This is a genomic window from Hwangdonia sp. (assembly GCF_048381975.1).
Taxonomy (GTDB): Bacteria; Bacteroidota; Bacteroidia; order Flavobacteriales; family Flavobacteriaceae; genus Hwangdonia; species Hwangdonia seohaensis.
In genome coordinates, this window is sequence record NZ_JBLWYT010000003.1 from 392,700 (window position 1) to 415,368 (window position 22,669).

The 22,669-nt window shown below is 36.2% G+C and carries 25 protein-coding genes; 11 read left to right on the forward strand and 14 right to left on the reverse strand.

Features of this window, described 5'->3' with window-relative positions:
• Nucleotides 1-7: 7 nt before the first annotated feature.
• Genes ACN5J7_RS07925 through ACN5J7_RS07935 form a run of 3 tightly spaced genes read right to left on the reverse strand, consistent with a single transcriptional unit; the run spans nucleotide 8 to nucleotide 2,060 of the window.
• Nucleotides 8-817, reverse strand: a complete 810-nt coding sequence (locus ACN5J7_RS07925; RefSeq protein WP_311939880.1) for a glucosaminidase domain-containing protein — start codon at nucleotides 815-817, stop codon at nucleotides 8-10.
• 3 nt (nucleotides 818-820) lie between these two features.
• A complete protein-coding gene (locus tag ACN5J7_RS07930) occupies nucleotides 821-1,732 on the reverse strand; it encodes a 1-aminocyclopropane-1-carboxylate deaminase/D-cysteine desulfhydrase (protein ID WP_311939878.1) in 912 nt (303 codons plus the stop codon).
• Nucleotides 1,722-2,060, reverse strand: coding sequence for a hypothetical protein (locus ACN5J7_RS07935; RefSeq protein WP_311939876.1), 339 nt, complete (start codon nucleotides 2,058-2,060; stop codon nucleotides 1,722-1,724). Before ACN5J7_RS07935 ends, ACN5J7_RS07930 begins: the two co-directional genes overlap by 11 nt.
• A 118-nt stretch (nucleotides 2,061-2,178) precedes the next feature.
• On the opposite strand from ACN5J7_RS07935, the gene ACN5J7_RS07940 reads away from it, so the two are divergent.
• Complete coding sequence (locus ACN5J7_RS07940) at nucleotides 2,179-2,346, forward strand: DUF5522 domain-containing protein (protein WP_311939875.1); 168 nt, start codon at nucleotides 2,179-2,181, stop codon at nucleotides 2,344-2,346.
• 157 nt (nucleotides 2,347-2,503) lie between these two features.
• The gene (locus tag ACN5J7_RS07945) at nucleotides 2,504-3,049 is read left to right on the forward strand and encodes a DUF4136 domain-containing protein (RefSeq protein WP_311939874.1); all 546 of its coding nucleotides are present in this window, start codon (nucleotides 2,504-2,506) and stop codon (nucleotides 3,047-3,049) included.
• A gap of 108 nt (nucleotides 3,050-3,157) precedes the next feature.
• Here the strand turns inward: ACN5J7_RS07945 and ACN5J7_RS07950 are convergent, their stop codons facing one another.
• Complete coding sequence (locus tag ACN5J7_RS07950) at nucleotides 3,158-3,487, reverse strand: thermonuclease family protein (RefSeq protein ID WP_311939871.1); 330 nt, start codon at nucleotides 3,485-3,487, stop codon at nucleotides 3,158-3,160.
• Between the two features lie 163 nt (nucleotides 3,488-3,650).
• Between ACN5J7_RS07950 and ACN5J7_RS07955 the strand changes: the two genes are divergently transcribed.
• Nucleotides 3,651-5,438 carry an aromatic amino acid hydroxylase gene (locus ACN5J7_RS07955; protein ID WP_418603479.1) on the forward strand — a complete coding sequence of 596 codons (1,788 nt, stop codon included), beginning with the start codon at nucleotides 3,651-3,653 and terminating at the stop codon, nucleotides 5,436-5,438.
• A gap of 193 nt (nucleotides 5,439-5,631) precedes the next feature.
• Here ACN5J7_RS07955 and ACN5J7_RS07960 read toward each other — a convergent pair whose 3' ends face one another.
• A complete protein-coding gene (locus tag ACN5J7_RS07960; protein ID WP_376717824.1) occupies nucleotides 5,632-6,384 on the reverse strand; it encodes an enoyl-CoA hydratase/isomerase family protein in 753 nt (250 codons plus the stop codon).
• 95 nt (nucleotides 6,385-6,479) lie between these two features.
• Between ACN5J7_RS07960 and ACN5J7_RS07965 the strand changes: the two genes are divergently transcribed.
• Nucleotides 6,480-6,794: a rhodanese-like domain-containing protein gene (locus tag ACN5J7_RS07965; RefSeq protein ID WP_311939865.1), complete on the forward strand. Its 315-nt coding sequence runs from the start codon at nucleotides 6,480-6,482 to the stop codon at nucleotides 6,792-6,794.
• Here the strand turns inward: ACN5J7_RS07965 and ACN5J7_RS07970 are convergent.
• The 4 genes from ACN5J7_RS07970 to alaS all read right to left on the reverse strand — a co-directional run bounded on the left by ACN5J7_RS07970 (nucleotide 6,783) and on the right by alaS (nucleotide 12,588).
• On the reverse strand, nucleotides 6,783-7,730 hold the full coding sequence (locus ACN5J7_RS07970; protein WP_311939863.1) for a pyridoxal-phosphate dependent enzyme: 948 nt from the start codon (nucleotides 7,728-7,730) through the stop codon (nucleotides 6,783-6,785). The two genes, ACN5J7_RS07965 and ACN5J7_RS07970, sit on opposite strands and share 12 nt — an antisense overlap.
• 9 nt (nucleotides 7,731-7,739) lie before the next feature.
• Nucleotides 7,740-8,354 (reverse strand): DUF4230 domain-containing protein, encoded by a 615-nt coding sequence (locus ACN5J7_RS07975; RefSeq protein ID WP_311939861.1) that lies wholly within the window; start codon nucleotides 8,352-8,354, stop codon nucleotides 7,740-7,742.
• Nucleotides 8,355-8,897: 543 nt separating this feature from the next.
• On the reverse strand, nucleotides 8,898-9,848 hold the full coding sequence (locus ACN5J7_RS07980; protein ID WP_311939859.1) for a GSCFA domain-containing protein: 951 nt from the start codon (nucleotides 9,846-9,848) through the stop codon (nucleotides 8,898-8,900).
• A gap of 124 nt (nucleotides 9,849-9,972) precedes the next feature.
• Nucleotides 9,973-12,588 carry an alanine--tRNA ligase gene (gene alaS / locus ACN5J7_RS07985; protein WP_418603480.1) on the reverse strand — a complete coding sequence of 872 codons (2,616 nt, stop codon included), beginning with the start codon at nucleotides 12,586-12,588 and terminating at the stop codon, nucleotides 9,973-9,975.
• Nucleotides 12,589-12,808: 220 nt separating this feature from the next.
• Here alaS and ACN5J7_RS07990 point away from each other — a divergent pair, with 220 nt between their 5' ends.
• The 5 genes from ACN5J7_RS07990 (at nucleotide 12,809) to ACN5J7_RS08010 (ending at nucleotide 16,068) form a co-directional block, all read left to right on the forward strand.
• Nucleotides 12,809-13,780 carry a M23 family metallopeptidase gene (locus tag ACN5J7_RS07990; RefSeq protein WP_418603481.1) on the forward strand — a complete coding sequence of 324 codons (972 nt, stop codon included), beginning with the start codon at nucleotides 12,809-12,811 and terminating at the stop codon, nucleotides 13,778-13,780.
• Nucleotides 13,780-14,109 carry a MerR family transcriptional regulator gene (locus tag ACN5J7_RS07995; RefSeq protein WP_311939853.1) on the forward strand — a complete coding sequence of 110 codons (330 nt, stop codon included), beginning with the start codon at nucleotides 13,780-13,782 and terminating at the stop codon, nucleotides 14,107-14,109. Before ACN5J7_RS07990 ends, ACN5J7_RS07995 begins: the two co-directional genes overlap by 1 nt.
• Nucleotides 14,110-14,176: 67 nt before the next feature.
• The gene (locus ACN5J7_RS08000) at nucleotides 14,177-14,770 is read left to right on the forward strand and encodes a LemA family protein (RefSeq protein WP_311939851.1); all 594 of its coding nucleotides are present in this window, start codon (nucleotides 14,177-14,179) and stop codon (nucleotides 14,768-14,770) included.
• 6 nt (nucleotides 14,771-14,776) lie between these two features.
• Nucleotides 14,777-15,214 carry a TPM domain-containing protein gene (locus ACN5J7_RS08005; protein WP_311939849.1) on the forward strand — a complete coding sequence of 146 codons (438 nt, stop codon included), beginning with the start codon at nucleotides 14,777-14,779 and terminating at the stop codon, nucleotides 15,212-15,214.
• 8 nt (nucleotides 15,215-15,222) lie between these two features.
• Nucleotides 15,223-16,068 (forward strand): TPM domain-containing protein, encoded by an 846-nt coding sequence (locus ACN5J7_RS08010; RefSeq protein ID WP_311939847.1) that lies wholly within the window; start codon nucleotides 15,223-15,225, stop codon nucleotides 16,066-16,068.
• A 24-nt stretch (nucleotides 16,069-16,092) separates the two neighbouring features.
• Here the strand turns inward: ACN5J7_RS08010 and der are convergent, their stop codons facing one another.
• Nucleotides 16,093-17,397 carry a ribosome biogenesis GTPase Der gene (gene der, locus ACN5J7_RS08015; RefSeq protein WP_311939845.1) on the reverse strand — a complete coding sequence of 435 codons (1,305 nt, stop codon included), beginning with the start codon at nucleotides 17,395-17,397 and terminating at the stop codon, nucleotides 16,093-16,095.
• Between the two features lie 163 nt (nucleotides 17,398-17,560).
• Here der and ACN5J7_RS08020 point away from each other — a divergent pair, with 163 nt between their 5' ends.
• On the forward strand, nucleotides 17,561-18,082 hold the full coding sequence (locus ACN5J7_RS08020; protein ID WP_418603482.1) for a GTP-binding protein: 522 nt from the start codon (nucleotides 17,561-17,563) through the stop codon (nucleotides 18,080-18,082).
• A gap of 65 nt (nucleotides 18,083-18,147) precedes the next feature.
• Here the strand turns inward: ACN5J7_RS08020 and era are convergent, their stop codons facing one another.
• Entirely contained in the window at nucleotides 18,148-19,029 is an 882-nt protein-coding gene (gene era, locus ACN5J7_RS08025; RefSeq protein WP_418603483.1) for a GTPase Era, read from the reverse strand.
• 195 nt (nucleotides 19,030-19,224) lie between these two features.
• Here era and ACN5J7_RS08030 point away from each other — a divergent pair, with 195 nt between their 5' ends.
• Nucleotides 19,225-19,368 carry a hypothetical protein gene (locus ACN5J7_RS08030; protein ID WP_311939839.1) on the forward strand — a complete coding sequence of 48 codons (144 nt, stop codon included), beginning with the start codon at nucleotides 19,225-19,227 and terminating at the stop codon, nucleotides 19,366-19,368.
• A 15-nt stretch (nucleotides 19,369-19,383) separates the two neighbouring features.
• On the opposite strand, the gene ACN5J7_RS08035 is transcribed toward ACN5J7_RS08030, so the two are convergent.
• The 3 genes from ACN5J7_RS08035 to ACN5J7_RS08045 form a co-directional block, all read right to left on the reverse strand.
• On the reverse strand, nucleotides 19,384-20,748 hold the full coding sequence (locus tag ACN5J7_RS08035; protein WP_418603484.1) for a DUF3472 domain-containing protein: 1,365 nt from the start codon (nucleotides 20,746-20,748) through the stop codon (nucleotides 19,384-19,386).
• A gap of 1 nt (nucleotide 20,749) precedes the next feature.
• Nucleotides 20,750-22,099: a hypothetical protein gene (locus tag ACN5J7_RS08040; RefSeq protein WP_311939834.1), complete on the reverse strand. Its 1,350-nt coding sequence runs from the start codon at nucleotides 22,097-22,099 to the stop codon at nucleotides 20,750-20,752.
• A gap of 70 nt (nucleotides 22,100-22,169) precedes the next feature.
• Nucleotides 22,170-22,658 (reverse strand): DUF4488 domain-containing protein, encoded by a 489-nt coding sequence (locus ACN5J7_RS08045; RefSeq protein WP_311939832.1) that lies wholly within the window; start codon nucleotides 22,656-22,658, stop codon nucleotides 22,170-22,172.
• Nucleotides 22,659-22,669: the final 11 nt, after the last annotated feature.

Genomic DNA, 22,669 nt, shown 5'->3' on the forward strand with positions numbered 1-22,669 from the left:
TGTTTTATTAATTTTTTGATGATGGTTTAACAATCAATGCCTGTCCAATACTGATGGTGTTATCGTTTAAACCATTTATATTTTGAAGTTCTTTTACACTAATATTATACTTTCTTGAGATTGAATACAGGGTATCGCCTTTAGTTACGGTATAGGTTACAACATCGCTCAATATGGGTTCTTCGTGTTTTACATAGGCATCACCCAACACTTCTTTATCGTATTCGTACAACTTGTAACGCTCAATTAAACTGATTAATTTCTGTGGATATTTTTTATCGGTAGCGTAACCCGCAGCTCTTAAGCCTTTGGCCCAACCTTTGTAATCTTCTTTTTTAAGATTGAAGAGTTTTGCGTAGCGTTTACGCTCGGTTAAAAACAGCGAATGGTCTCTAAACGAGTATTTGGCGTCTTTATATTTTCGGAAACATTCTTGTTCTTTATCGTCATCGTGATAGATCTTTTTCCCGGTCCATTCATGGCATTTTATTCCAAAATGATTGTTGGCTTCCACCGAAAGTCGCCCGTAACCAGAACCCGATTCCAAAATGCCCTGGGCCAAGGTAATACTTGCCGGAATATGGTACAATTGCATCTCGGTTTGCGCAATGGCCTTATAAGTATCAATATATTTTTCAACCTTACTGGTGTAAACCTTTGGCGGTGTAACCGTAACTCTACCTTCGGTTTCGGTGGTTTCAACTTTAGTTTCAACCTGCTCAGTTTTGTTTTTTTCTTTTTTGGTTACAATCGCTTTTTTAGAACGACAGCTAAAAACCACAGTTACTAAACAACATATTAATACTATCCGCTTCATTTTTTATTCAATAATTTGTAAATTCTTCTTTTTTAAAATCGCATTTATTCCAGCAATGCCCTGCAAACCCCCTGTGTGGATGGCTAATATTTTTGACCCTTTTGGAAAATACCCTTTTTCGATTAAATCGTAAATTCCAAACATCATTTTCCCTGTATAAACAGGGTCTAAGGGTATTTGATAATCTTTTTTAAAATCATTAATAAAACTGATTAACGCCTCATTTATTTTAGCATAGCCTCCAAAATGATAATCGGTTACGAGTTTCCAATTGGTTTTGGTTACAAATTTACTAATATCTTCTTTTAAAAAATCACCTTTTAAAGCCGAAAAACCCAAAACTTGCTGATTGGCTGCCGAACTATTTATAAGCCCTGAAATCGTGCCCCCCGTTCCAACCGATGTGCATATAAAATCGAAATTTGCGTCATCTTTAGTTAATATTTCTTCGCAACCTTTAATGGCCAAAGGATTGGTGCCACCTTCCGGAATTAAATAAAACGCCGAAAATTCTTTTTTTAAATTATCGATAAACGCTTGAGAGGTTTTATTGCGATAATCTTCACGCGATACAAACTTAAACCGCATGCCGCATTGTTTTGCAAAACTTAGGGTTGGGTTGTTTTCGATGTTATTAAACAACTCATCGCCTCTAATAACGCCTATAGTTTTAAAGCCTTGATTTTGTCCAGCTGCGGCGACCGCGGCAATATGATTTGAATACGCGCCACCAAAAGTGAGCAGTGTTTTAAGGCCTCTGTTTTTGGCTTCAATAAAATTGTATTTTAGCTTTCTGTATTTATTGCCCGAAACGAAAGGATGTATGCTGTCCTCGCGTTTTACAAACAACGCAACACCTTTGTTTTGTGGTAAAATCACGGGTTGATTGACACTATGTTCAAGCTTAAAAATCATTGACGCGAAGATACTTTAAAAATCCCCAAAACGGACGTTGTTTTAGGTAATCTAAATCCAATTCGTTGGTGTAAGCTTCGCGTTCAAAAGAAATATTACGGTAAGCAACATTCCAATTTTTATATTGAATTAATCGAAACAAAAATTCCAATCCATAAACCAAATAAAACGGAATCAAAAGCATTTCCAATTGCTGTTTTAAATGAATTTTCTCGTGGTTAATTAAAACATAATCCGTTTTAAACCGAATCGATTTTAAAAATACAAAAGGAAAAATGGTTAATCCCGTGTATCCTTTTGGCACTAAGTATTTCGAAATAAAAATCATAAACAACTACACTCAAAAATCAATCCAATTTCCACTTTCGTGAACATGACCAATAAATAAAAACCTTGATTGAATATTCAAGGAATGGTTTTCCAATATATGCTATATTTGCCATATAATGAAGAAAATCATCCCCATTGAAGAAGGCGATTACTACTTAACGCCAGAAGGCTACCGCTGTTTTACCGAGCAATACCATTTAAAACGTGGCTATTGTTGCGAAAGCGGTTGCAGACATTGCCCATACGGTTACAATCCATCAACTGAGCACAGAACAGGGAAATAAAAAAACGCCATTAAAAAACAGAAAAAAAACAATGGACATAACAGTTTTGTTTTAATTTCCTTGGTACGATTATTGATGTTAATATTACCTAAAAATCAAAATTTGTAAATGAATTTTTGTATTTTAGAAATAAAAAAGAAAACTAAATATTAAGGCTATGAAAAAACTTTTTAAAACATTACCACTTTTAGCATTGTTACTTTTAGTATCCTCTTGCAGCTCGGTGAGAGTGGCAACCGATTACGATAAAAATGCAAACTTTAACGCTTACAAAACCTTTGCTTTTTACAAAACCGGTATCGATAAGGCTGAAATTAGCGATTTAGACAAGCGCCGAATCCTTCGTGCTATTGAAACCGAACTTTTGGCAAAAGGCTTTACTAAATCTGAAAACCCAGATTTATTGGTGAGTCTGTTTACAAAATCCCGCGAAAAAATAAACATTTACAATAACGGTTTTGGCCCTTACGGCTACGGTTGGGGATGGCATCCTTGGTATTGGAATACTTATAATACCAGTTCGGTTTCGCGTTCAACAGAAGGTGTTTTATATGTAGATTTAATTGATGCCAATAAAAAAGAATTGGTATGGCAAGGTATGGGAACCGGCTATTTATCGCAAAACATGGAGAAAAAAGACGACCGTATAAAAGAGTTTGTTGCTAAAATTCTGGAAAAATATCCTCCGGGAATGCAACAATAAACTACTTCGGAGCAAATGCACGAGGTATTAATCCCGATAACTATCAGGACAAAAAAAATAAAATTCCAAATTCCAATAAAAAGCAACTTTAACGGGTTGCTTTTTTATTTACGGCAAATAAGGTTTTGCATGTCCGTTATCAACCAACCATTGGTTAACTTCCAGCCCGTCTTCCAAAACAATATTAGCCAAATAGCGCCCGTATTTACCCTGTTTATCTTTGTAGGTACGGATGGTAACTTCTTTATCAAGAATCATCTCACGTACAATATCCCGCACCTTTTTACCTTCAATTTTTTCCGGCCCTCTCATTTCGGGAGTATCTATGCCATAAAGCCGTAATTTCATTTCTTGAGAATGAAGAAACCCCAAATCCACCACGGCCGTTACGGTATCGCCATCGTAAACATCAATTATTTTCGCTCTGTATGTATACATATTTTCTTATTTTATTGAAAGATACAAATTCATTTTAATAACGGTTCATCCTAAAACCCATTTTAAACCATTAAAACTATAAGAATCCTTAAATTTAATAACCAAGAAGCGTCCCATTTATTAAGAGTTCGTATTTTTACATAAAGTTACCTAATTCGAAACCATGTCCAATTCATATACATCAAATCCTATTTTAAATCGTTTGCCGGAGCATTTAAAACAGTTTATAAAACCGCAAAACTACGATGATTATTCGGCTATCAATCAAGCGGTTTGGCGTTATGTGATGCGAAAGAATGTCGATTTTTTAACTCAAGTGGCGCACAAATCGTATTTAGACGGTTTAAAACAAACGGGGATTTCTATTGATAGCATCCCCAATATGTACGGGATGAACCGCATTTTAAAAGATATTGGTTGGGCAGCCGTAGCGGTTGATGGCTTTATCCCACCCAATGCCTTTATGGAATTTCAAGCCTACAACGTGCTGGTTATTGCCAGTGATATTAGGCAATTGGAACATATTGAATACACACCGGCTCCCGATATTATTCACGAGGGAGCAGGACACGCTCCCATTATCGCCAACCCAGAATATGCCGAATATTTACGACGCTTTGGAGAGATTGGTTGTAAAGCCATTTCGTCGGCAAAGGATTATGAATTGTACGAAGCCGTAAGACATCTTTCTATCATCAAAGAAGCACCAAATTCTAAAGAATCCGATATCGCTTCCGCGGAAAAAAAAGTAGAAGATTTACAAAAAAACATGGGTGAACCCAGTGAAATGGCTCTGATACGAAACCTGCATTGGTGGACGGTTGAATATGGTTTAATCGGCACCTTGGAAAACCCAAAAATTTACGGTGCAGGCTTGTTATCGTCTATTGGCGAAAGCGCGTGGTGCATGACTGATGAAGTCAAAAAACTACCCTATAATATTGATGCCACCTTTAAGGATTTCGACATTACAAAACCGCAACCCCAACTTTTTGTTACACCGGATTTTGCGCATTTAAGTTTAATTTTAGAAGAATTCGCCAACACAATGTCGCTGCGTAAAGGCGGGCTTTCTGGGGTTAATAAACTCATTCATTCCCAAGCACTGGGTACCATCGAATTGAGCACGGGCATACAAATTTCTGGCGTGTTTAGTAATGTTATTGCTCACGATGGCAAGCCCATTTACATACAAACCACGGGCAAAACCGCTTTGGCTTACAGGGAAAAAGAGTTGGTTGGCCATGGTACGGAAACACATTTAAAAGGCTTTGGATCACCCATTGGGAAACTGAAAGGCATTAATCTCGCTATTGAAGATATGAGTCCGCGCGATTTAAGCGCTTACAATATTTATGAAGAACAGCTTGTTACGCTGGAATTTGAAGGCGGCATTAAAGTTTCTGGTGAAATTATTACCGGAAAACGAAACCTTCAAGGCAAAATCATATTGATTAGTTTTAATAACTGCACGGTTACACATAACGACACGATTTTGTTTAAACCGGAATGGGGCATTTACGATATGGCTGTTGGCAAAGACATTGTTTCGGCATTTTCGGGACCAGCGGATAATAACAGTTTCGATTTAATTACCCATGTGCCTTCTTCACAAACCATTCGTGTAAAAAAGTCTAAAGAATTACTCAATCTCGAAGCACTTTATCACCAAGTGAGAGATTACCGAAATGGCACAAACAAAACCATTTCCAGAACCAAGGTTTTGGAGGAACTTATTGAAAACCATCCAAACGATTGGTTATTGCCTGTTGAACTTTACGAACTTGCTTTTATAGGAAATGAAAGTAAATTGTGCAAAAGCATTATAAATCATTTAGAAACCATTAAACAAAACAAGCCCGAAATCGGGCATTTGATTGATGACGGGTTGGGGATTGTTGAAAACCTAGGTCATTATGAGGAGGAAGGGCGTAACAATATCTTAGATTAAAAATACGATTTCAACAAAACAATTTATTGGACAAACAGATTCCCACGTCGCACTTTTTGGTGCTCCTCGGAATGACGAAAAGATAAACTTTTATCGTCACCCTGAATTTATTTCAGGGTCGCATAATTAAAAAATATCCTAAAAACTTAATGTGATCCTGAAACAAGTTCAGAATGACACAACAATGCTCAACTTACTTAAACCGTTTCAAAGTTTCTTTAGTAAAGGCGCTTAACACCAGTGTTCCGCTCATTTTGGCACGTTCTTCCAAAAGGTTGTCCCAATGCGATGTGTCTTTCCAAAACACGTCTTTCATTGCTTTTAAAGCTTCGGGGTTATAGCCTACCAATTTTTCGGCCAAGGTTTTTACAGCTTCGTCTAAAGTTTCAACACTATCAAAAACATCGGCGTACAAGCCTTTTTCTTTTGCAAATTCTGCAGTATAAAATTGCTCTGCATTAATCGTCATTTGAGACATAGCTGTCTGCCCCATTTTTCGAGACACCGCTGGTTCGATAACAAAAGGCCCAATGCCAATGCTCAATTCGCTGAGTTTTATGGCGGCATATTGGGTTGCCAAACAATAATCGGTTGCTGCCGCCAAACCAACGCCGCCGCCAACTGCTTTACCTTGCACACGACCAATAATTAACTTTGGGCATTTTCGCATAGCGTTAATAACATTGGCAAAACCTAAAAAAAACTGCTTTCCGGATTTGGCATCATCAATGGCAATTAGCTCTTTAAAACTGGCACCGGCACAAAAAGTTCGGTCGCCACCACTTTTTAAAACAATAACTTTAACGGCATCGTTGTTACCAGCTTTAACAATAGTGTTTTGCAGTTTTTTAAGATTATCGCTAGGCATGGCATTGTGTTCTGGATGGAAAAACTCAATCACTCCAATTTGGCCTTCTACAGTTAAAGTAACGTATGGTTGCATTATTAAATTCTTTTGGCTGAATATATAAAATTATTGGTAACACATGTTACATTCTTCTTTAAAATTAATTGGATATTTGTACAAATAAAAATTACAACATGGGATTATTTAGCTTTCTTTTTGGCAACAAAAAACAGAAAAAAATTGAAGACTTCAAAACTAGAGGCGCTATTGTTATTGATGTTAGAACACATGGCGAGTATATTCAAGGCGCTATTCCTGGGTCTAAAAACATACCGTTACAAAGCATCAATTCTAAAATTAAAGAGATAAAAAAACAAAATAAACCAGTAATAACTTGTTGTGCAAGTGGTATGCGTTCGGCGAGTGCTGCAACCATTTTAAAAAGCAACGGTATTGAAGCGATAAATGGCGGTGGCTGGTATAGTCTGAATAGCAAATTAGCGCTGTAGCGCAAAAGAAAGGTTGTTTAAATCTACGTTTCCACCTGAAAGTATAACGCCTATTTTCTTGTTTCTAAACGCATCTTTTTGTTTTAAAACGGCGGCAAAAGCTACGGCGCTTGATGGTTCGATAACTATTTTCATGCGTTCCCAAATGAGTTTCATGGAGTGAATAATCTCATCTTCTTCAACACGTATTATTTTTTCAACATGTTTTTTAATGATTGGGAAATTCCTATCGCCCAAATGGGTTCTCAATCCATCTGCAATGGTATTTGTGGTATCGTTTTTTTCAATATTTCCAGATATTAACGATCTGTAAGCATCATCAACGTTTTTAGGTTCGCCAGCAATTACTTTGCAATTTTTAGAAAAATATGTTGCTGCCAAAAGCGTGCCTGCCAATAAACCACCCCCGCCAACGGGTGTAAACATATAATCCAAATCGGGGTAATCTTCAAGCAATTCCATGGCCGCAGTACCTTGGCCGTAAATCACATCATCATTATTTGATGGATGAATAAAAGTTGCGCCTTTTTCAATTACAACCCTATGAGCTTCATCTTCTCGCGCTTTGATGTTTGAATCGCATTCTAAAATAATCCCTTCATAGGTTTTTACCGCATCTTTTTTTACTTGCGGTGCATTTTTGGGCATGACAATATAAGCCTTAACACCTATTTGTTTTGCTGTCAAGGATAAGGCCTGCGCAAAATTACCCGACGAATGGGTTACAACGCCTTTAATTTTCTGTGCTTCGGTTAAATTTAAAATAGCATTAGCGGCTCCTCGCATTTTAAAGGCACCCATTTTTTGGAAGTTTTCACATTTAAAAAATACATGGGCACCACATATGTCATCTATTAATTTTGAGGTTAGCACCGGCGTTTTATGAATGTACGGTTTTATACGATTGTGGACGTTTTGTAAAGTCGCTTTATCCATAACGGGCAATTACAGTTTTAAGTTTTGAAAGTTGTCCAACGATTCCATTGGCGTGTCATTGTACGTTAATGTCCAACCCAGGGAATTGGTTAAAATATAGAATTTTGACAACTCGCTAATCAGTCTATTTTTAGCATTTGCTTTTAAATCAGATGCTTCTATTTTTTTAGTCAACGATGCTTTAACGGTATTTTTAATAGCGTTATAATCTTTGGCTTCAAACGGATTTAAAAAATCGGATTGCATATCGTAATATTCCAAATCTGGATTTATTTTCACTTCTTCTTTTGGGATACTTATTATTTGAAGTGTTTTGGTGGCTTCGTCAATTTTAAATTCAATTTTACTTAAATCGTATGCAATGGTTACTTCGGCATTAACAACAACCAATGCTTTTTTGTCCGAAGTAAAGTACTCGCCAAAAATCTCTTTGGAATTTTTATAGTTGAAAACTTCGCTAAAATGGCCTTCGGTAACAATTAATTTACCCACATTTTTGATTTGCTTTTGAATGAGTGCCGAACTTTCGTGAAGCACGATTTTGTCCTCCTTTTTTTTATCACAATATTTAAAAGTGAATAAAACGACCAATGTAATGATGACACCAAATAGAATTTTTCGCATGCACTAATTTAGAAATATTTTTTAAGAGGAAAGAAACTTTAACTAAAAGCAAACACATTATTGGATTAAGGTTCCCGACTTTGCGACAACGACTCTTTCAATCTATATTGCTTCGTTAACCGAGAAACTCATTTACAAAAAAAACATCAACTGCAAACCATTTAAAATGATTATAGCAATCGATGTTTTTTGATATGAACTGATTAATAGCAGTTTAAATCTACAACTTAAAGTGATATGTTAGTTAATTTTTCGACCAAATGTTATAAAAAAAGATTAAGCGCAATAATGTAATCCATTACATATAATCACTAAATCTCGACAACAATATGTATTTATTATGATTGCAAGTACAAATGGTTTTGTTAATAATAGAATGTATTGTTTTAAGTTTTTCATTGGTTAGTTTGTTTAAAATTGTACGACCAAAATTGCAATTAAATGAGTGTGAAGTCAATACGATGAATTGCGTATATTTTATAAAAAGAGGTTAGATCGCTTCGCTTTTAGAAACAAGAATCAATACTGAAAAAAGAATTTAAATTAAAATGAAATTTTTGGGTGTGCAGATTGAATCTCTTTTATTTTTAGTTCCAAATTTTGAAGAAACTGAAGATGTGCTTCTGAATTAGGGTTGAAGGGTTTATGTTGCAAACCTTTTTGAATACCATCAACCGCTTCCATGGTTTTTGAAGCTTCATTAGATATCCAAACACTTTGAAATTTCTCCCAAATATAATTGATGGCCGTTTGGTTGGGATGCAACATATCTTCATTATAAAAACGATAATCGCGCAGCTCGTCCATCATGATTTCGAAAGAAGGAAAGTAGTGTAGATTGTTTCTTGGCCCAACCACTTGGTGAATTGCTGTAATTAAATGTGCTTTGCTTTGCGTGTTTTCAATAAAACCATCTTTTAAATGACGCACTGGAGATACGGTAAATAGAATAGATGCCTTTTTGTTAACGCTTCTAATTAGCTCCTCAATGGACTGCAAAGATTTTGAAATTTCATCAACCGAAAGCAATTCTTTTAAAAATTTTTTCTGTGGTACTTTATGGCAATTGGCTACGATAGTATCTGTTTCAACATATCTGTAAACCCAAGCGGTTCCCAACGTAATTATGATGTGTGTGGATTCGTTAATTTGTTGATTTGTGTATTTGATTCTTTTGTTTAAATCAGTTAACAAGTCTTCTTTTGAAGCGTTACTTAACTTAGAGTGTGCATCAAAACAATACCATTGCTCGTTGTGAAAAAAAATGTCGTTTCCTGAATATTCTTTTTCATTTATAGCATTGGTTATTAACTTCTCAATGGCCAAAGGTTGAAATAAAATACCAAAGGGATTTTGAAGGTTCTGAAACTTAAAATAGTTTAATTTGTTACCAATATTCTCAACAAAACACGAACCCAATAACAAGACATTAGATTTATAATCTATTTGATTATGTTGCTGTGGTTGAAGTGTTATTTTGGTTTGTAGTTTCATAAACTCGCAACTATTACACGGAGGTTCGCAGAGTATCACAAAGACTCACAGAGAAACTTTATCTTTAAAATTCTCTGAGAATCTCTGTGTTTTTTTTACTCTGTGAAGCTCTGCGTTATAACTTTTATTCTATAAACTTCTTAGCTTCAGCTAAAGACTCATCAATGCCATCTGGTTTCTTTCCACCAGCTGTAGCGAAAAACGGTTGACCGCCGCCGCCGCCTTGAATAAATTTACCCAATTCCCTTACTACTTGTCCTGCATTTAAACCTTTACTGGCTACCAATTCCTTTGAAATATAACAGGATAATAATGCTTTTCCGTTTTGTTCGGTGGCAAACAATAAGAACAGATTATCAAACTGACTCCCCAACTCGAAAGCCACATCTTTTAAACCGGCTGCATCCAAATCCAGCTTTTTAGCTAAAAACCGAATACCATTTATTTCTTGTAATTCGTTTTTAAGTTCGCCCTTTATATTTTTCGCCTTATCTTTTAACAACCCTTCAATTTGCTTTTTAAGGCTCGCATTTTCATCTTGTAAATTCTGCAGTGCTTTTACGGGTTCTTTGGCATTGTTAAGCAAATCTTTCATTTCAAAATAAGCCCGATTATTTTCAGAATAATAATCTTTAACGGCATCGTTGGTAATGGCTTCAATACGTCGTATTCCGGCCGCCACAGCACCTTCCGATATGATTTTAAAATGCCATATATCCGCTGTGTTTTTTACATGTGTTCCGCCACAAAGCTCAATGGATTGCCCAAATCGAACGGAACGCACGGTATCGCCATATTTTTCGCCAAACAAACTCATCGCTCCTTCCGCAAGGGCTTCTTCCTTAGCGATATTTCGCTTTTCAATTAGCGGCAATTTCCCTTCAATTCGGCTATTCACAAAATTTTCGACATCGCGTAATTGCTCCACGCTCAACTTTGAAAAATGAGAAAAATCGAATCGCAAATACTTTGAATGTACAGCACTACCTTTTTGCTCGACATGCTCGCCCAAAACCTCTCTTAAAGCTTGGTGCAATAAGTGTGTAGCCGTATGATTGCACTCGGTTCTGTAACGCTGTTTGGCATCTACAACGGCTTTAAAAGTTTCATTTAAATCCTTGGGCAAATTTTTGGCAAAATGGATAATAACGTTGTTTTCCTTTTTTGTATCTAAAATATAAACCACATCGCCGTGGGCGTCTTCTAAATAGCCCTTATCGCCAACTTGCCCGCCACCATCGGGGTAAAACGGTGTTATATTGAAAACCAATTGATACATATCGCCATCTTTTTTGGAAGTGACTTTTCTGTATTTGGTCAGTTTTACATTGGCTTCAAGTGTATCGTAACCAACAAATTCTTCTACGGCATCGTCCTTTAAAATGGTCCAGTCATCGGTAGACATTTCGCTGGCTGCTCGCGAACGGTTTTTTTGTTTTTGAAGCTGTTCATTAAAACCTTTTTCATCTAACTTCAAGTTTTTTTCAGAAAGAATTAAAGCCGTTAAATCTATTGGAAACCCGTAAGTATCGTACAATTCGAAAGCTTTTTCGCCAGAAACGGTATCACCTGTGGTTTCGTCAACTATACGATTTAGCAATACCAATCCTTGGTCTAAAGTTCTTAAAAAGGATTGTTCTTCTTCTTTAATAACGTTTTCTATGAGTTGTTTTTGAGCGATTAATTCCGGAAAAGCATCTCCCATTTTATTGCTTAAAACATCAACTAATCGGTAAATAAACGGTTCTTTTTTATCGAGAAAAGTAAATCCGTAACGCACGGCACGACGCAAAATCCTGCGAATTACATAACCTGCACCCGTATTGCTTGGCAACTGCCCATCGGCTATTGAAAACGCTACCGCACGAACGTGGTCTGAAATAACACGAATGGCAATATCGGTCTTTTCGTCTTTTCCGTAATTTTTATTGGTTATGGTTTCAATTTCTCTAATTATGGGCGTAAACACATCGGTATCGTAATTGGATTGCACACCTTGCAACACCATACAAAGACGCTCGAAGCCCATGCCGGTATCAATGTGCTTATCAGGCAAATTTTCAAGGCTACCATTGGCTTTTCGGTTGTATTGCATGAATACCAGATTCCATATTTCAACCACTTGCGGATGATCCATGTTTACCAAATCTTTCCCGTTTACTTTTGCTTTTTCATCTGCAGAGCGAATATCAACATGGATTTCGCTGCATGGTCCGCAGGGGCCTTGGTCTCCCATTTCCCAGAAATTATCCTTTTTATTCCCTGTTAAAATGCGGTCTTCAGAAATGTATTGTTTCCAAAAATCGTAAGTTTCAGTGTCCATGGGGAGTTTATCGTCATCATCACTTCCTTCAAAAACGGTAACGTATAATATGTCTTTATCAATGCCATAAACATCAACTAAAAGCTCCCAGGCCCAAGCTATGGCTTCTTTTTTAAAGTAATCGCCAAAGCTCCAGTTTCCTAACATTTCAAACAAGGTATGATGGTACGTATCGTAACCAACCTCTTCTAAATCGTTGTGTTTTCCAGAAACGCGCAGGCATTTTTGGGTATCGGCAATTCTATTGTTTTTTGGTTGTGCATGCCCTAAAAAATACTCTTTAAAAGGTGCCATACCGGAGTTTACAAACATTAATGTGGGGTCGTCTTTTAAAACCATGGGTGCAGACGGCACAATGCTGTGTTTCTTTTCTTTAAAAAAACTTAAAAATTTCGATCGAATATCTTGTGACTTCATGTACATATTTTGTAAATCTTGTTTCCGCTAAATTGCTTTTAATGAGAAACAATTTTTATATTTATGCTGCAAATTTATTTTAAATTTAGGACAGCGTGAACCTAGGGTTGAATTATTATTGCAAAACATAAGATAATTTTTTTGTAGGTTTGTTCGTTTGGTTATAATTATAAGAGGATAAATCATCTTAAATTTTAGCAAAAATAGTATAATTTAAACAATGAGTAAGGTAAAATTTTATTACGATCCGGAATCGCTTTCCTATCGGAAAATTGAGCGCAAAAAAAGAAAAACATTTGCCTATATTTCACTTTTTCTTTTAGCCGCCTTTCTGTTCTCCTTCATCATTATTTTTATTGGGAATTTATATATTGATTCGCCCAAGGAAAAGGCTTTAAAAAGAGAGCTTCAAAATGCACAGTTGCAATTTGAACTATTGAATAAAAAAATGGACGAGGCCGAAGCGGTTCTTGCCAACGTTGCCGATAGAGACAACAATATTTACCGTATTTACTTTGAGGCAAACCCCATACCCGAAGAGCAACGAAAAGCGGGTTTTGGCGGAATTAACAGATATAAAAATTTAGAAGGATTCGATAATTCTGAATTGATTATCGAAACCAATAAACGCTTGGATATTTTACAAAAACAAATTGTGGTTCAGTCTAAATCGCTGGATGAAATTACTGTTTTGGCCGCAGAAAAAGAAAAACTATTAACTGCCATACCAGCCATTCAACCCGTTAGCAACGAGGATTTAACGCGTATGGCATCGGGTTACGGCATGCGATCCGACCCCTTTACCAAAGTTAGAAAAATGCACTGGGGCATGGATTTTACCGCACCACGAGGCACACCTGTTTACGCCACGGGAGACGGTATTGTAAAGCGTGCCGATGCAGGGTCGAGCGGTTATGGCAAACATATTAGAATAGACCACGGTTTTGGCTATATGAGTTTATATGCCCACTTGTATAAGTACAATGTAAAACGAAACCAAAAAGTGAAACGCGGCGATTTGATAGGTTTTGTTGGTAGCACAGGACGCTCTGAAGCGCCACATTTACATTACGAAATTTGGAAGGATGGCACACGCATTAATCCTATAAACTTTTATTATGGTAGTTTAACTGCTGAAGAATTCAGTAAATTACTAGAACACGCCTCGTTAGAAAATCAATCATTAGATTAATGCATATAGATTTACCAGAAAAGAGATATTATGCTATTGGCGAAGTAGCCAAGGCTTTTAATGTAAACACCTCATTAATTCGTTTTTGGGAAAAGGAATTCGATGCGCTTAAACCAAAAAAGAACGCCAAAGGCAACCGTAAATTTACACCCGAAGACATTAAAAACCTAAAGCTTATTTACCACCTAGTTAAGGAGCGCGGTTTTACTTTAGATGGCGCTAAAATCCATTTAAAAGAAGGCAAAAAAGAGACTTTAAACAACTTTGAAATTATAAGTAAACTTGAAGATGTAAAAAATCAATTGATTAAAATTAAAAATCATTTGTAACATTTTCGGTTTATTATCAACCTATAATAGTGACATTAAAAAAATCAACTAAAAAACCACAACAACAATGAAGAAATTTTTACCATGGATTATCTTAGGAATACTTGTAATTGGTTTATATTCCTGGGGAAAAGGGTTTAATAATACGGCAGTTAATTTAAACGAAGGCGTTAAAGAAGCTTGGGGAAATGTACAAACCTCATACCAACGCCGAAACGATCTTATAGGCAATTTGGTTAACACGGTAAAAGGTGCCGCCGATTTTGAAAAAAGCACATTAGAGGCCGTAGTTAACGCACGTGCCAAGGCAACTTCAATTACCATAGACCCCGCAAATGTGACACCGGAACAATTGGCACAGTACAATCAAGTACAAGGTGGATTGAGCGGTGCATTAAAAAGTTTGTTGGTAACCGTAGAACGCTACCCCGATTTAAAGGCCAATCAAAATTTCTTAAAACTACAAGACGAGTTAACGAGCACCGAAAACACGATTCAAACAGCAAGAACACGATATAACGAAGCTATAAAACCTTATAATATCCATGTGAATGAATTTCCAAATACTATACTTGCCGGTATATTAAACTTTGATGAAAAACCATATTTTGATTCAGAAGCCGGTGCCAACCAACCTGTTAAAGTAGATTTTTCAAACTAAAACAACATGTCTAAAATAGAAGATTTTCTTTCCGTAGATGAAGAACAGGAAATCATAGAAGCTATCAGAATTGCTGAAGCAAAAACCTCTGGAGAAATACGTGTGCATATTGAAAAAACCTCAAAAACCGATGTGTTTTCCCGTGCCATGGAAGTGTTTCATTATTTAAAAATGGATAACACCAAACTACAAAATGGGGTTTTAATTTATGTTGCGGTTGATGATAGAAGTTTTGTTATTTATGGCGACAAAGGCATTAACGACGTGGTTCCCAATAATTTTTGGAACAGCACGAAAGATATCATGCAAACGCATTTTAAAGCCGGCAATTTTAAACAAGGCTTAGTTGAGGGCGTTAAAAAAGCAGGTACCGAACTTGCCCATCATTTTCCGTGGAAACATAACGACAACAACGAACTTTCAAACGAAATATCAAAAGGATAACTTTTAATATGCAATATTCAGTTTTAAGTATTCCATCACTAAAAAAAGAAGTGAAGTTTATCGTTACTTTTTTAATGCTTTTTTGTGCTTTCAATCTTTCTTTTGGGCAGTATAACATTCCTAAAAAGCCTAGTTTTATTCCGCCTGTAATAGACAGTACAAAAACCTTAAGCACCAAAGAATATCAACTATTATATGATAAATTAAAACATTACAACGATTCTACTTCTACTGAAATTTTAATTGTAATCATACCAACAACAAAAGGAGAAAACATTGGATTGCTTGCTCCTCGATGGGGTCATAAATGGGGAATTGGCCAAAAAAAAGAAGACAACGGTATCCTTGTTTTATTGGCAAAAGATGACAGAAAAATATGGATTTCTCCTGGTTACGGTGTTGAACACAAACTAACTGCAGGAATAAATGGAGAAATTATACGAAATATAATTATTCCTGAATTTAAACGCAATGATTATTATAGTGGATTGGACAAAGGCATTGATGCTATTTTTCAGGTTTTAAGCGGTGAATATAAAAACAACCAAAAACCATCGAAAAGAACAAATGGACTTCCGGTTGGTTTTATAATTATTCTTGTTTTTATCTTTATTATAATTCTTATTTCCATTTCTAATAACAGACGCGGTGGCGGTAGAAATGGAGGGCGCAGATCATCGCCGGCCAGCGATATTTTAGAAGCCATTATATTAAGCAATATGGGCCGTGGTAACTACCGCAGAGGCTCTGGTGGTTTTGGTGGCGGTTTTGGCGGCGGTTCCAGCGGCGGTGGTTTTGGCGGATTTGGCGGTGGCGGTGGCTTTTCCGGAGGTGGTGCTGGCGGAAGTTGGTAACACTATCCTAACCAATTTAGGCATCTACTTTTTCCGCATATAAACACTAATAGGAACGCCCGTAAAATCGAAATGTTCACGCAGTTTGTTTTCAAGAAAACGCTTATACGCATCTTTTACATACTGAGGTAAATTACAGAAAAAAGCAAATTGCGGTTGTGGTGTTGGCAATTGCATAATGTATTTAATCTTTACAAATTTTGCTTTGTAAGCCGGTGGCGGATAGTTTTCTATAATGGGCAACAATATATCATTTAGCTGACTGGTTTTTATCCTTTTGGTACGGTTTTTATAAACCTCAACGGCCGTTTCGATAGCTTTAAAAATACGCTGTTTTGTTAACGCTGAAATAAAAACAATAGGCACATCGGTAAAAGGCTCCATTTGTTTTCTGATGGATTTCTCGAATTCTTTCATCGATTTATGGTCTTTTTCAACCAAATCCCATTTATTCACCAAAACCACAATACCTTTTCTGTTGCGTTCTGCCAACCAAAAAATATTTTGTACCTGTCCGTCAAAACCTCTAGTGGCATCTAAAACCAACAAACACACATCGGCATGCTCAATGGCACGTACACTACGCATCACCGAATAAAATTCTAAATCTTCCTTTACTTTAGATTTTCTGCGGATTCCAGCCGTATCAACCAAATTGAACTCAAAACCAAAACGGTTGTATTTGGTATCGATAGCATCACGCGTGGTGCCTGCAATATCGGTAACAATATATCTATCTTCTCCAATTAAAGCATTTATAAACGATGATTTTCCGGCATTTGGACGACCAACAACCGCAAATCTGGGCAAGGTTTCTTCTACCTTGTCCTCATTTTCCGGTAATGCTTCAACCAATGCATCCAAAAGTTCGCCCGTTCCACTTCCATTAATACTGGCAATGGTGTAATAATCGCCCAAACCTAAGGCGTAAAACTCTACGGCATCTTCAGACCGTTTGGCATTATCAACCTTATTGACAACTAAAAAAACAGGCTTATTAACTTTACGCAATAATTTGGCAACGTCTTCATCCATTCCGGTTACGCCCGATTCAACATCAACCATAAAAATAATGGCATCGGCTTCGTCAATGGCCAGCTCTACTTGTTTATCAATTTCAGCTTCAAAAACATCATCGCTTCCCAAAACATAACCACCCGTATCGATAAGCGAAAACTCCTTACCGTTCCAATCACTTTTACCGTAATGGCGATCTCTGGTTACGCCACTTGTGGCATCTACAATGGCTTCTCGCCGCTGAATTAAACGATTAAAAAACGTTGATTTCCCTACATTGGGACGACCTACTATGGCTACTATATTACTCATGCTTTTTACTTCTATAACAGTCTAAGACTGAATTTTATATCTCTTTTGAAATATTTTGCAAAAATAGGAAATATACCCAATGCAACACGGTTTTTAAGTAAAGATTAAAAACGATTTATAATTTAAATAAAAAATGTTACTTTTCTAAAATTAAAAATGAAGTATGCCAGTTACCAATGAGGTTGTTTTACGTCCGCGATTTAAAATGGAATTAAATCAAAATAACGAAACGCTTTTAAAGGCTTTTGAAGATGCTAAAACCGCACAAAAAGAGTTTATTATTAGTAGGATTGACGACCACGTGTTTATTAAATTACCCAAACAAAAACAACAGTTTTGGTCGCCACAATTGCATTTGGAAATAAATGAGGCCGACAACAATTTTAGTACGCTACACGGTTTGTTTGGCCCTAATCCAACGGTTTGGACCATGTTTATGTTTTTACATTTTATGGTGGCGGGCTTATTTATTGCTTTTGGAATTTGGGCATACACCAACTGGAATTTAAAACACGATTATGCCATACAATTAAGCCTTATGTTTTTAATGGTTATTGTTTGGTTTGCACTTTATTTTGCTGGTAGCATAGGAAAGGCATCGAGCAAATATGAGATACACGATTTATTTGATTTTATGGTTGGGGTTTTAGAAGAAAACGGGGTTGACCTAGACCAAAAGCCGTAAGAATATAAAAGACTCTGATTTCACAGATTTTCATGGTTTTTTTTGAAAAACCTTGAGACTATTCTTTAACTATTATACCCAAAACGCTTTAATTGGTTTTGATTGCTTCGCCAGTTTTTATTCACTTTTACATACAATTCCAAATGGATTTGTTTGCCAAAGAATTTTTCTAAATCCTTTCTGGCTTCAACCCCAACTCGTTTTAAAGCCGAACCTTTATGCCCAATAATAATGCCTTTTTGGGTTTCGCGTTCTACCATAATGACAGAACGGATACGAATAATGTTTTCTTCTTCAAAAAATTCCTCGGTTTCAATTTCAACCGCATAAGGTATTTCCTTTTTGTAATGCATCAAGATTTTTTCGCGAATGGATTCGTTTATAAAAAAACGCTCTGGTTTATCTGTTAATTGGTCTTTTGGATAAAACGCGGGCGATTCCGGAAGCAACTCCACAATACGGTTAAACACTTCTTTTACATTGAAACCTTCTAAAGCCGAAATAGGAAAAATCTCGGCATTGGGCACCTTTTCCGACCAAAGCTGTACTTGTGTTTCCAGTTGTTGCTGGTCGCTTTTGTCAATTTTATTTAACAGTAATAAAACGGGGATTTTTGAGTTTTTAATTTTCTTAAAAAACGCCTCGTCTTTTAATTCCTGCTCGCCAATTTCGACCATGTAAAGTAAAATATCGGCATCTTCAAAAGCCGATTTAACAAAGCCCATCATAGATTCCTGCAACTCGTAAGCGGGTTTTATAATTCCGGGCGTATCGCTAAATAATACCTGGAAATCATCGCCGTTTACAATACCCAATATCCGGTGGCGTGTGGTTTGCGCTTTGGATGTGATAATCGATAGCTTCTCGCCAATAAAGGCATTCATCAAGGTAGACTTTCCCACATTTGGGTTGCCAATTATATTTACAAAACCTGCTTTGTGGTTCATATTTTTATTCATTAAATACACTGCAAAGTTACAACCTTGGTTTGTAAAAATACCATCTATTTATTTTAAACAAAAAACAAATCCATTAAAACAGGTATTGAATCTTTTTTGTAATTTTAAAAACGAACGTTATTATCTGACAAAAATCATGTTTACAGAACATGTATAGTATTACATTTGTTTAAAATTTTAATTATGATAACTCAAACTATTTCACTTTACAACTGGACCAACGGCGTAATAATGATTGCTATTTTCGGGCTGGTATGTTTAACTTTGATAGGCATCCTTATCAATTTTATGATGAGTGGCAAGAAAAAAGATAAAACTGAAAACTAAAAAAAGAATTGGTTTTTATGGTTGTTTAGGATATTCTAACTTTGAAAAATCAATTATTGGGGGAATTTTATTGGCTAATCTCGAAAAACTTACATCAAAAGTTTTGTTATCGCTAAAAAATCCACAGTTTCTTAGATAAAAACTATGCCCTTTTGAACCTCCGTCGTAATCAAGTCTCACACCATTTCGGGCTGTTGCATCGGCAGAGTATTTAGCCGAAGTAAGTTCGGTCCAATTCCCTTGGGTATCATAAATCCATTGGTTGTTAAAATTAACCTCTCTTTCTATATAACCGGTATTAGGCGTAAAATTTTCTAAAAACGAATATGTTCTGGTTATATGTCTTTCATTTGTTTTGGGTTTTCTAAAACTTGCAATAAGTTTCCAGTCGCCTACCTCAGGCGCATAAAAATATGCTGTATAATCGATGGTGTTTTTTACTTTAGACTCGCCTTTTAATAAAAATTTATACGTCGCTTCTGGTTTCCAATTAAACTTCATGTAGCTTTGGGCGCCAGAACCTTCGTTCCCAAACTCGCCAACATGTACGCCGCTACCATGGCCTAAGGCTATTACTTTATATTCATCGGGAATTAGATTCGGGTCTTGAGTATCAAAAGCACTCCAAACCGAAAACAAGACACGTCGTTCGGTTTCCGAATTCACTTGCATACCAAAATATCCATTGGAAAAACCATTGGCCATATAATAAGACCCTATAACATCGTTACCCTCTGGCACGGTAATTTCGTTATAAAACCAAGTAATATCTGTACCAGCAGGTTCTTGGTATATTAAATGTACCGACGGCCCTCGCCTGCCAAAATAAAAATTAGACTCATCCTTAATAAAAGTTAAATTTTCAGCCAATGGCCCGCCAACTTTTATGTTTTTAAGATTTCCAATTTGCGTTCCCTCTTTAGAAACAGCTTGAACATCAATATGGTGATACCCTGCCGATGCCATTGTAAACTCGCCAACGTAAACATCTTTATATGTTGTATTTGAGATTTCAATTTCCTTGGTTTCATCACCAACAGTGACCTTAATTACAGATGCACCTTGCCACGTTTTAATATGTAACCCTACACTTATTTTACCTGTTTGACTTGTATGAAAATAGGTTCGAATAACATCGTCAAAATCCATCCAATTATTTAAGCCTTCATTTGAAATGTTTTCGTTTTTATCCAAATCGTTAACAATCCAACTATTACCAGCAATTGGTATGGTGGTGGTTAAATTATTTACTTCATATTCGGTATTTTTAACCGTTGTAAAATTATTAGGACCTAAACACGAAGAAGCAAATAAATGAATAAAAAATAGGGACATTATAAGCCTCTTTTGCATGCTATTTTCATTTTTTACGTTTTTCATTTTAGAATGGAATTTTAGCTATAACGGTATCGCCTTTTCCGTTTTCATCAGTTATACTTTGTATGGTCCACAAATCCTTTAGGTTATCACCATCAATGATGCTTCCGCTATAATCGCCCCACGAGACACCATCGGTAAACCCTTTTCCTTCTCCTAAACTTATAATTTCCCGTAAAGTCCCTTTAGTATCTTTTGCTTTTCGGAATGCCAATCTTGGGCTTATAAACATGTTTTCGTTTGTTTCTTGAAAGCCCACAAGCACATCATTTTTCTTGTTAACGGCTATTGTTGTTTGTATGTAATTAGAGGTTTCGCTACTAATTAAACCCGTTTGCACCAGGGTTCCATCAGTTTTTACTTGATGCCATTGAACCGCTGCCCTATCGTTAATATTTATGGTATGCGAAAACCAAATAAAACCATTTTGCAACACTAAATTCTTTGGATTTCTGTCGCCAGAAGAGGTTAATTGGCTGGTGTTTTTTTGAGGTGATTTTGGTGGCCATCCAAAATTATCCAATCGCTTTGGTGTTTTGGCAACCACCTCGCAAATCGGGGAACCATCTTGGGCTTCCACGATGCGTTTTATTACAAAGGCACCACCGCCTGTTATTTCAAAAAAGTACAGCGCATCGGTTTTATCTTGAGTTGCTACCGGATGTCCTAAACTACCGGGAAAATGATAAACGGTTGCGGGTTTTCCGGATTTTGCATCTTCCATTTTTAAAACAAAAGTGCGCTCTTCTCCTCCCGGAAACGAGTATCCAATCCATTTTCTGCTATAACTAATACCTCCACCATCAACACCGTTTGGCGCTGGCACAGGGTAAGTGTTCCAAGCTCCCGTTGGATCTTTGGTTTCCGATATTGAAATGTTTACGGGTTTCTTTTTTTCCTTATCCCACGGATTCCATAAATTGAAACCAAAAATTTTATTATGTGGATCGAAAAAAAGTTTTGGGTCTATGCCGTTATTAAAGCACGATTGCGAGACACCCTGTATAAAATTTCCTTTTTTATCATAAATTATTAGTCCGCTGTTTGTCCCGTGCAATACGTAACCACCGCCCACTGCTATTTGCGGATCGACCTGCCTGTTCCCGTCCATCGATCCATCAAATGCCAAATAACCCGATACTTTTCTAGGGTTTCCGCCTTGATTGCGTTCTTTACATTCATCACCGTTATTAGTTTTAAAAGCTGTTTTATGAATGGGCGTAATAATTTCAGTGCGTGTAGGTTTAATTTTTTTATTTAAAATAATTATTGTTGTGTCACTATTAGTTTGTCCGAAAACTGAAATAACACCTATAACAGTTAAAAAGAAGAAGTTACTTATTAATTGTTTCATCCTTATAAAAATTTGTACATTATTAAATTCTGGCTTATATCCTGTTTTTGAAATCTTATTTATTCAAAAACTATTGATTTGGTAAAACAACACGGCGCCACATCTCTGGAATCCATCGATCTCCATTTTTATATTCCATAATAACAGTGTTAATATCCAATAGCTTATAGTTTATCTGAGAAGCTGTTCCGCTCATTTTAGTATTAACGCCATGCTTAATTATTTGTTCGATAAAAGAACTATCTGTAAGGTTTTTATAAACTCCATAGTGACCTACATCAGTTACATTTTGCTCAATTATTGATTTACCATTTTTAACCATTTGTTTTGCTCCCCACGTAACGAATGTGAAATAGGTTCCATCAGAATTTATAACTTTGTAATTTCCGGACTTAAACATTTCCTTCTCTCCACTGTCGTTAATTTTAACAAACATTTGTTGCCATACGCCTACAATGGTATTAGATTCTATTAAAATATTTTTTTGGTTTGTTGCCTCCTGTGCCGTAACCCAGCCAACTATTATAAAACAGAACAGTGTAATTATATTTTTTTTCATTTTTTATTTTA

Bases quoted from the DNA above. Each gene is read 5' to 3' on its own strand.
- der (WP_311939845.1), bottom strand. From the start codon at position 17,397: ATGAGTAATATAGTAGCCATAGTAGGTCGTCCCAATGTAGGGAAATCA.
- ACN5J7_RS07945 (WP_311939874.1), top strand. From the start codon at position 2,504: ATGAAAAAACTTTTTAAAACATTACCACTTTTAGCATTGTTACTTTTA.
- ACN5J7_RS08000 (WP_311939851.1), top strand. From the start codon at position 14,177: ATGAAGAAATTTTTACCATGGATTATCTTAGGAATACTTGTAATTGGT.
- ACN5J7_RS08005 (WP_311939849.1), top strand. From the start codon at position 14,777: ATGTCTAAAATAGAAGATTTTCTTTCCGTAGATGAAGAACAGGAAATC.
- era (WP_418603483.1), bottom strand. From the start codon at position 19,029: ATGAACCACAAAGCAGGTTTTGTAAATATAATTGGCAACCCAAATGTG.
- ACN5J7_RS08035 (WP_418603484.1), bottom strand. From the start codon at position 20,748: ATGAAAAACGTAAAAAATGAAAATAGCATGCAAAAGAGGCTTATAATG.
- ACN5J7_RS08045 (WP_311939832.1), bottom strand. From the start codon at position 22,658: ATGAAAAAAAATATAATTACACTGTTCTGTTTTATAATAGTTGGCTGG.
- ACN5J7_RS07950 (WP_311939871.1), bottom strand. From the start codon at position 3,487: ATGTATACATACAGAGCGAAAATAATTGATGTTTACGATGGCGATACC.
- ACN5J7_RS08020 (WP_418603482.1), top strand. From the start codon at position 17,561: ATGCCAGTTACCAATGAGGTTGTTTTACGTCCGCGATTTAAAATGGAA.
- ACN5J7_RS07930 (WP_311939878.1), bottom strand. From the start codon at position 1,732: ATGATTTTTAAGCTTGAACATAGTGTCAATCAACCCGTGATTTTACCA.
- ACN5J7_RS07940 (WP_311939875.1), top strand. From the start codon at position 2,179: ATGAAGAAAATCATCCCCATTGAAGAAGGCGATTACTACTTAACGCCA.
- ACN5J7_RS07970 (WP_311939863.1), bottom strand. From the start codon at position 7,730: ATGGATAAAGCGACTTTACAAAACGTCCACAATCGTATAAAACCGTAC.
- ACN5J7_RS08040 (WP_311939834.1), bottom strand. From the start codon at position 22,099: ATGAAACAATTAATAAGTAACTTCTTCTTTTTAACTGTTATAGGTGTT.
- alaS (WP_418603480.1), bottom strand. From the start codon at position 12,588: ATGAAGTCACAAGATATTCGATCGAAATTTTTAAGTTTTTTTAAAGAA.
- ACN5J7_RS07995 (WP_311939853.1), top strand. From the start codon at position 13,780: ATGCATATAGATTTACCAGAAAAGAGATATTATGCTATTGGCGAAGTA.
- ACN5J7_RS07925 (WP_311939880.1), bottom strand. From the start codon at position 817: ATGAAGCGGATAGTATTAATATGTTGTTTAGTAACTGTGGTTTTTAGC.
- ACN5J7_RS08030 (WP_311939839.1), top strand. From the start codon at position 19,225: ATGATAACTCAAACTATTTCACTTTACAACTGGACCAACGGCGTAATA.
- ACN5J7_RS07975 (WP_311939861.1), bottom strand. From the start codon at position 8,354: ATGCGAAAAATTCTATTTGGTGTCATCATTACATTGGTCGTTTTATTC.
- ACN5J7_RS07990 (WP_418603481.1), top strand. From the start codon at position 12,809: ATGAGTAAGGTAAAATTTTATTACGATCCGGAATCGCTTTCCTATCGG.
- ACN5J7_RS07955 (WP_418603479.1), top strand. From the start codon at position 3,651: ATGTCCAATTCATATACATCAAATCCTATTTTAAATCGTTTGCCGGAG.
- ACN5J7_RS07965 (WP_311939865.1), top strand. From the start codon at position 6,480: ATGGGATTATTTAGCTTTCTTTTTGGCAACAAAAAACAGAAAAAAATT.
- ACN5J7_RS07980 (WP_311939859.1), bottom strand. From the start codon at position 9,848: ATGAAACTACAAACCAAAATAACACTTCAACCACAGCAACATAATCAA.
- ACN5J7_RS07935 (WP_311939876.1), bottom strand. From the start codon at position 2,060: ATGATTTTTATTTCGAAATACTTAGTGCCAAAAGGATACACGGGATTA.
- ACN5J7_RS08010 (WP_311939847.1), top strand. From the start codon at position 15,223: ATGCAATATTCAGTTTTAAGTATTCCATCACTAAAAAAAGAAGTGAAG.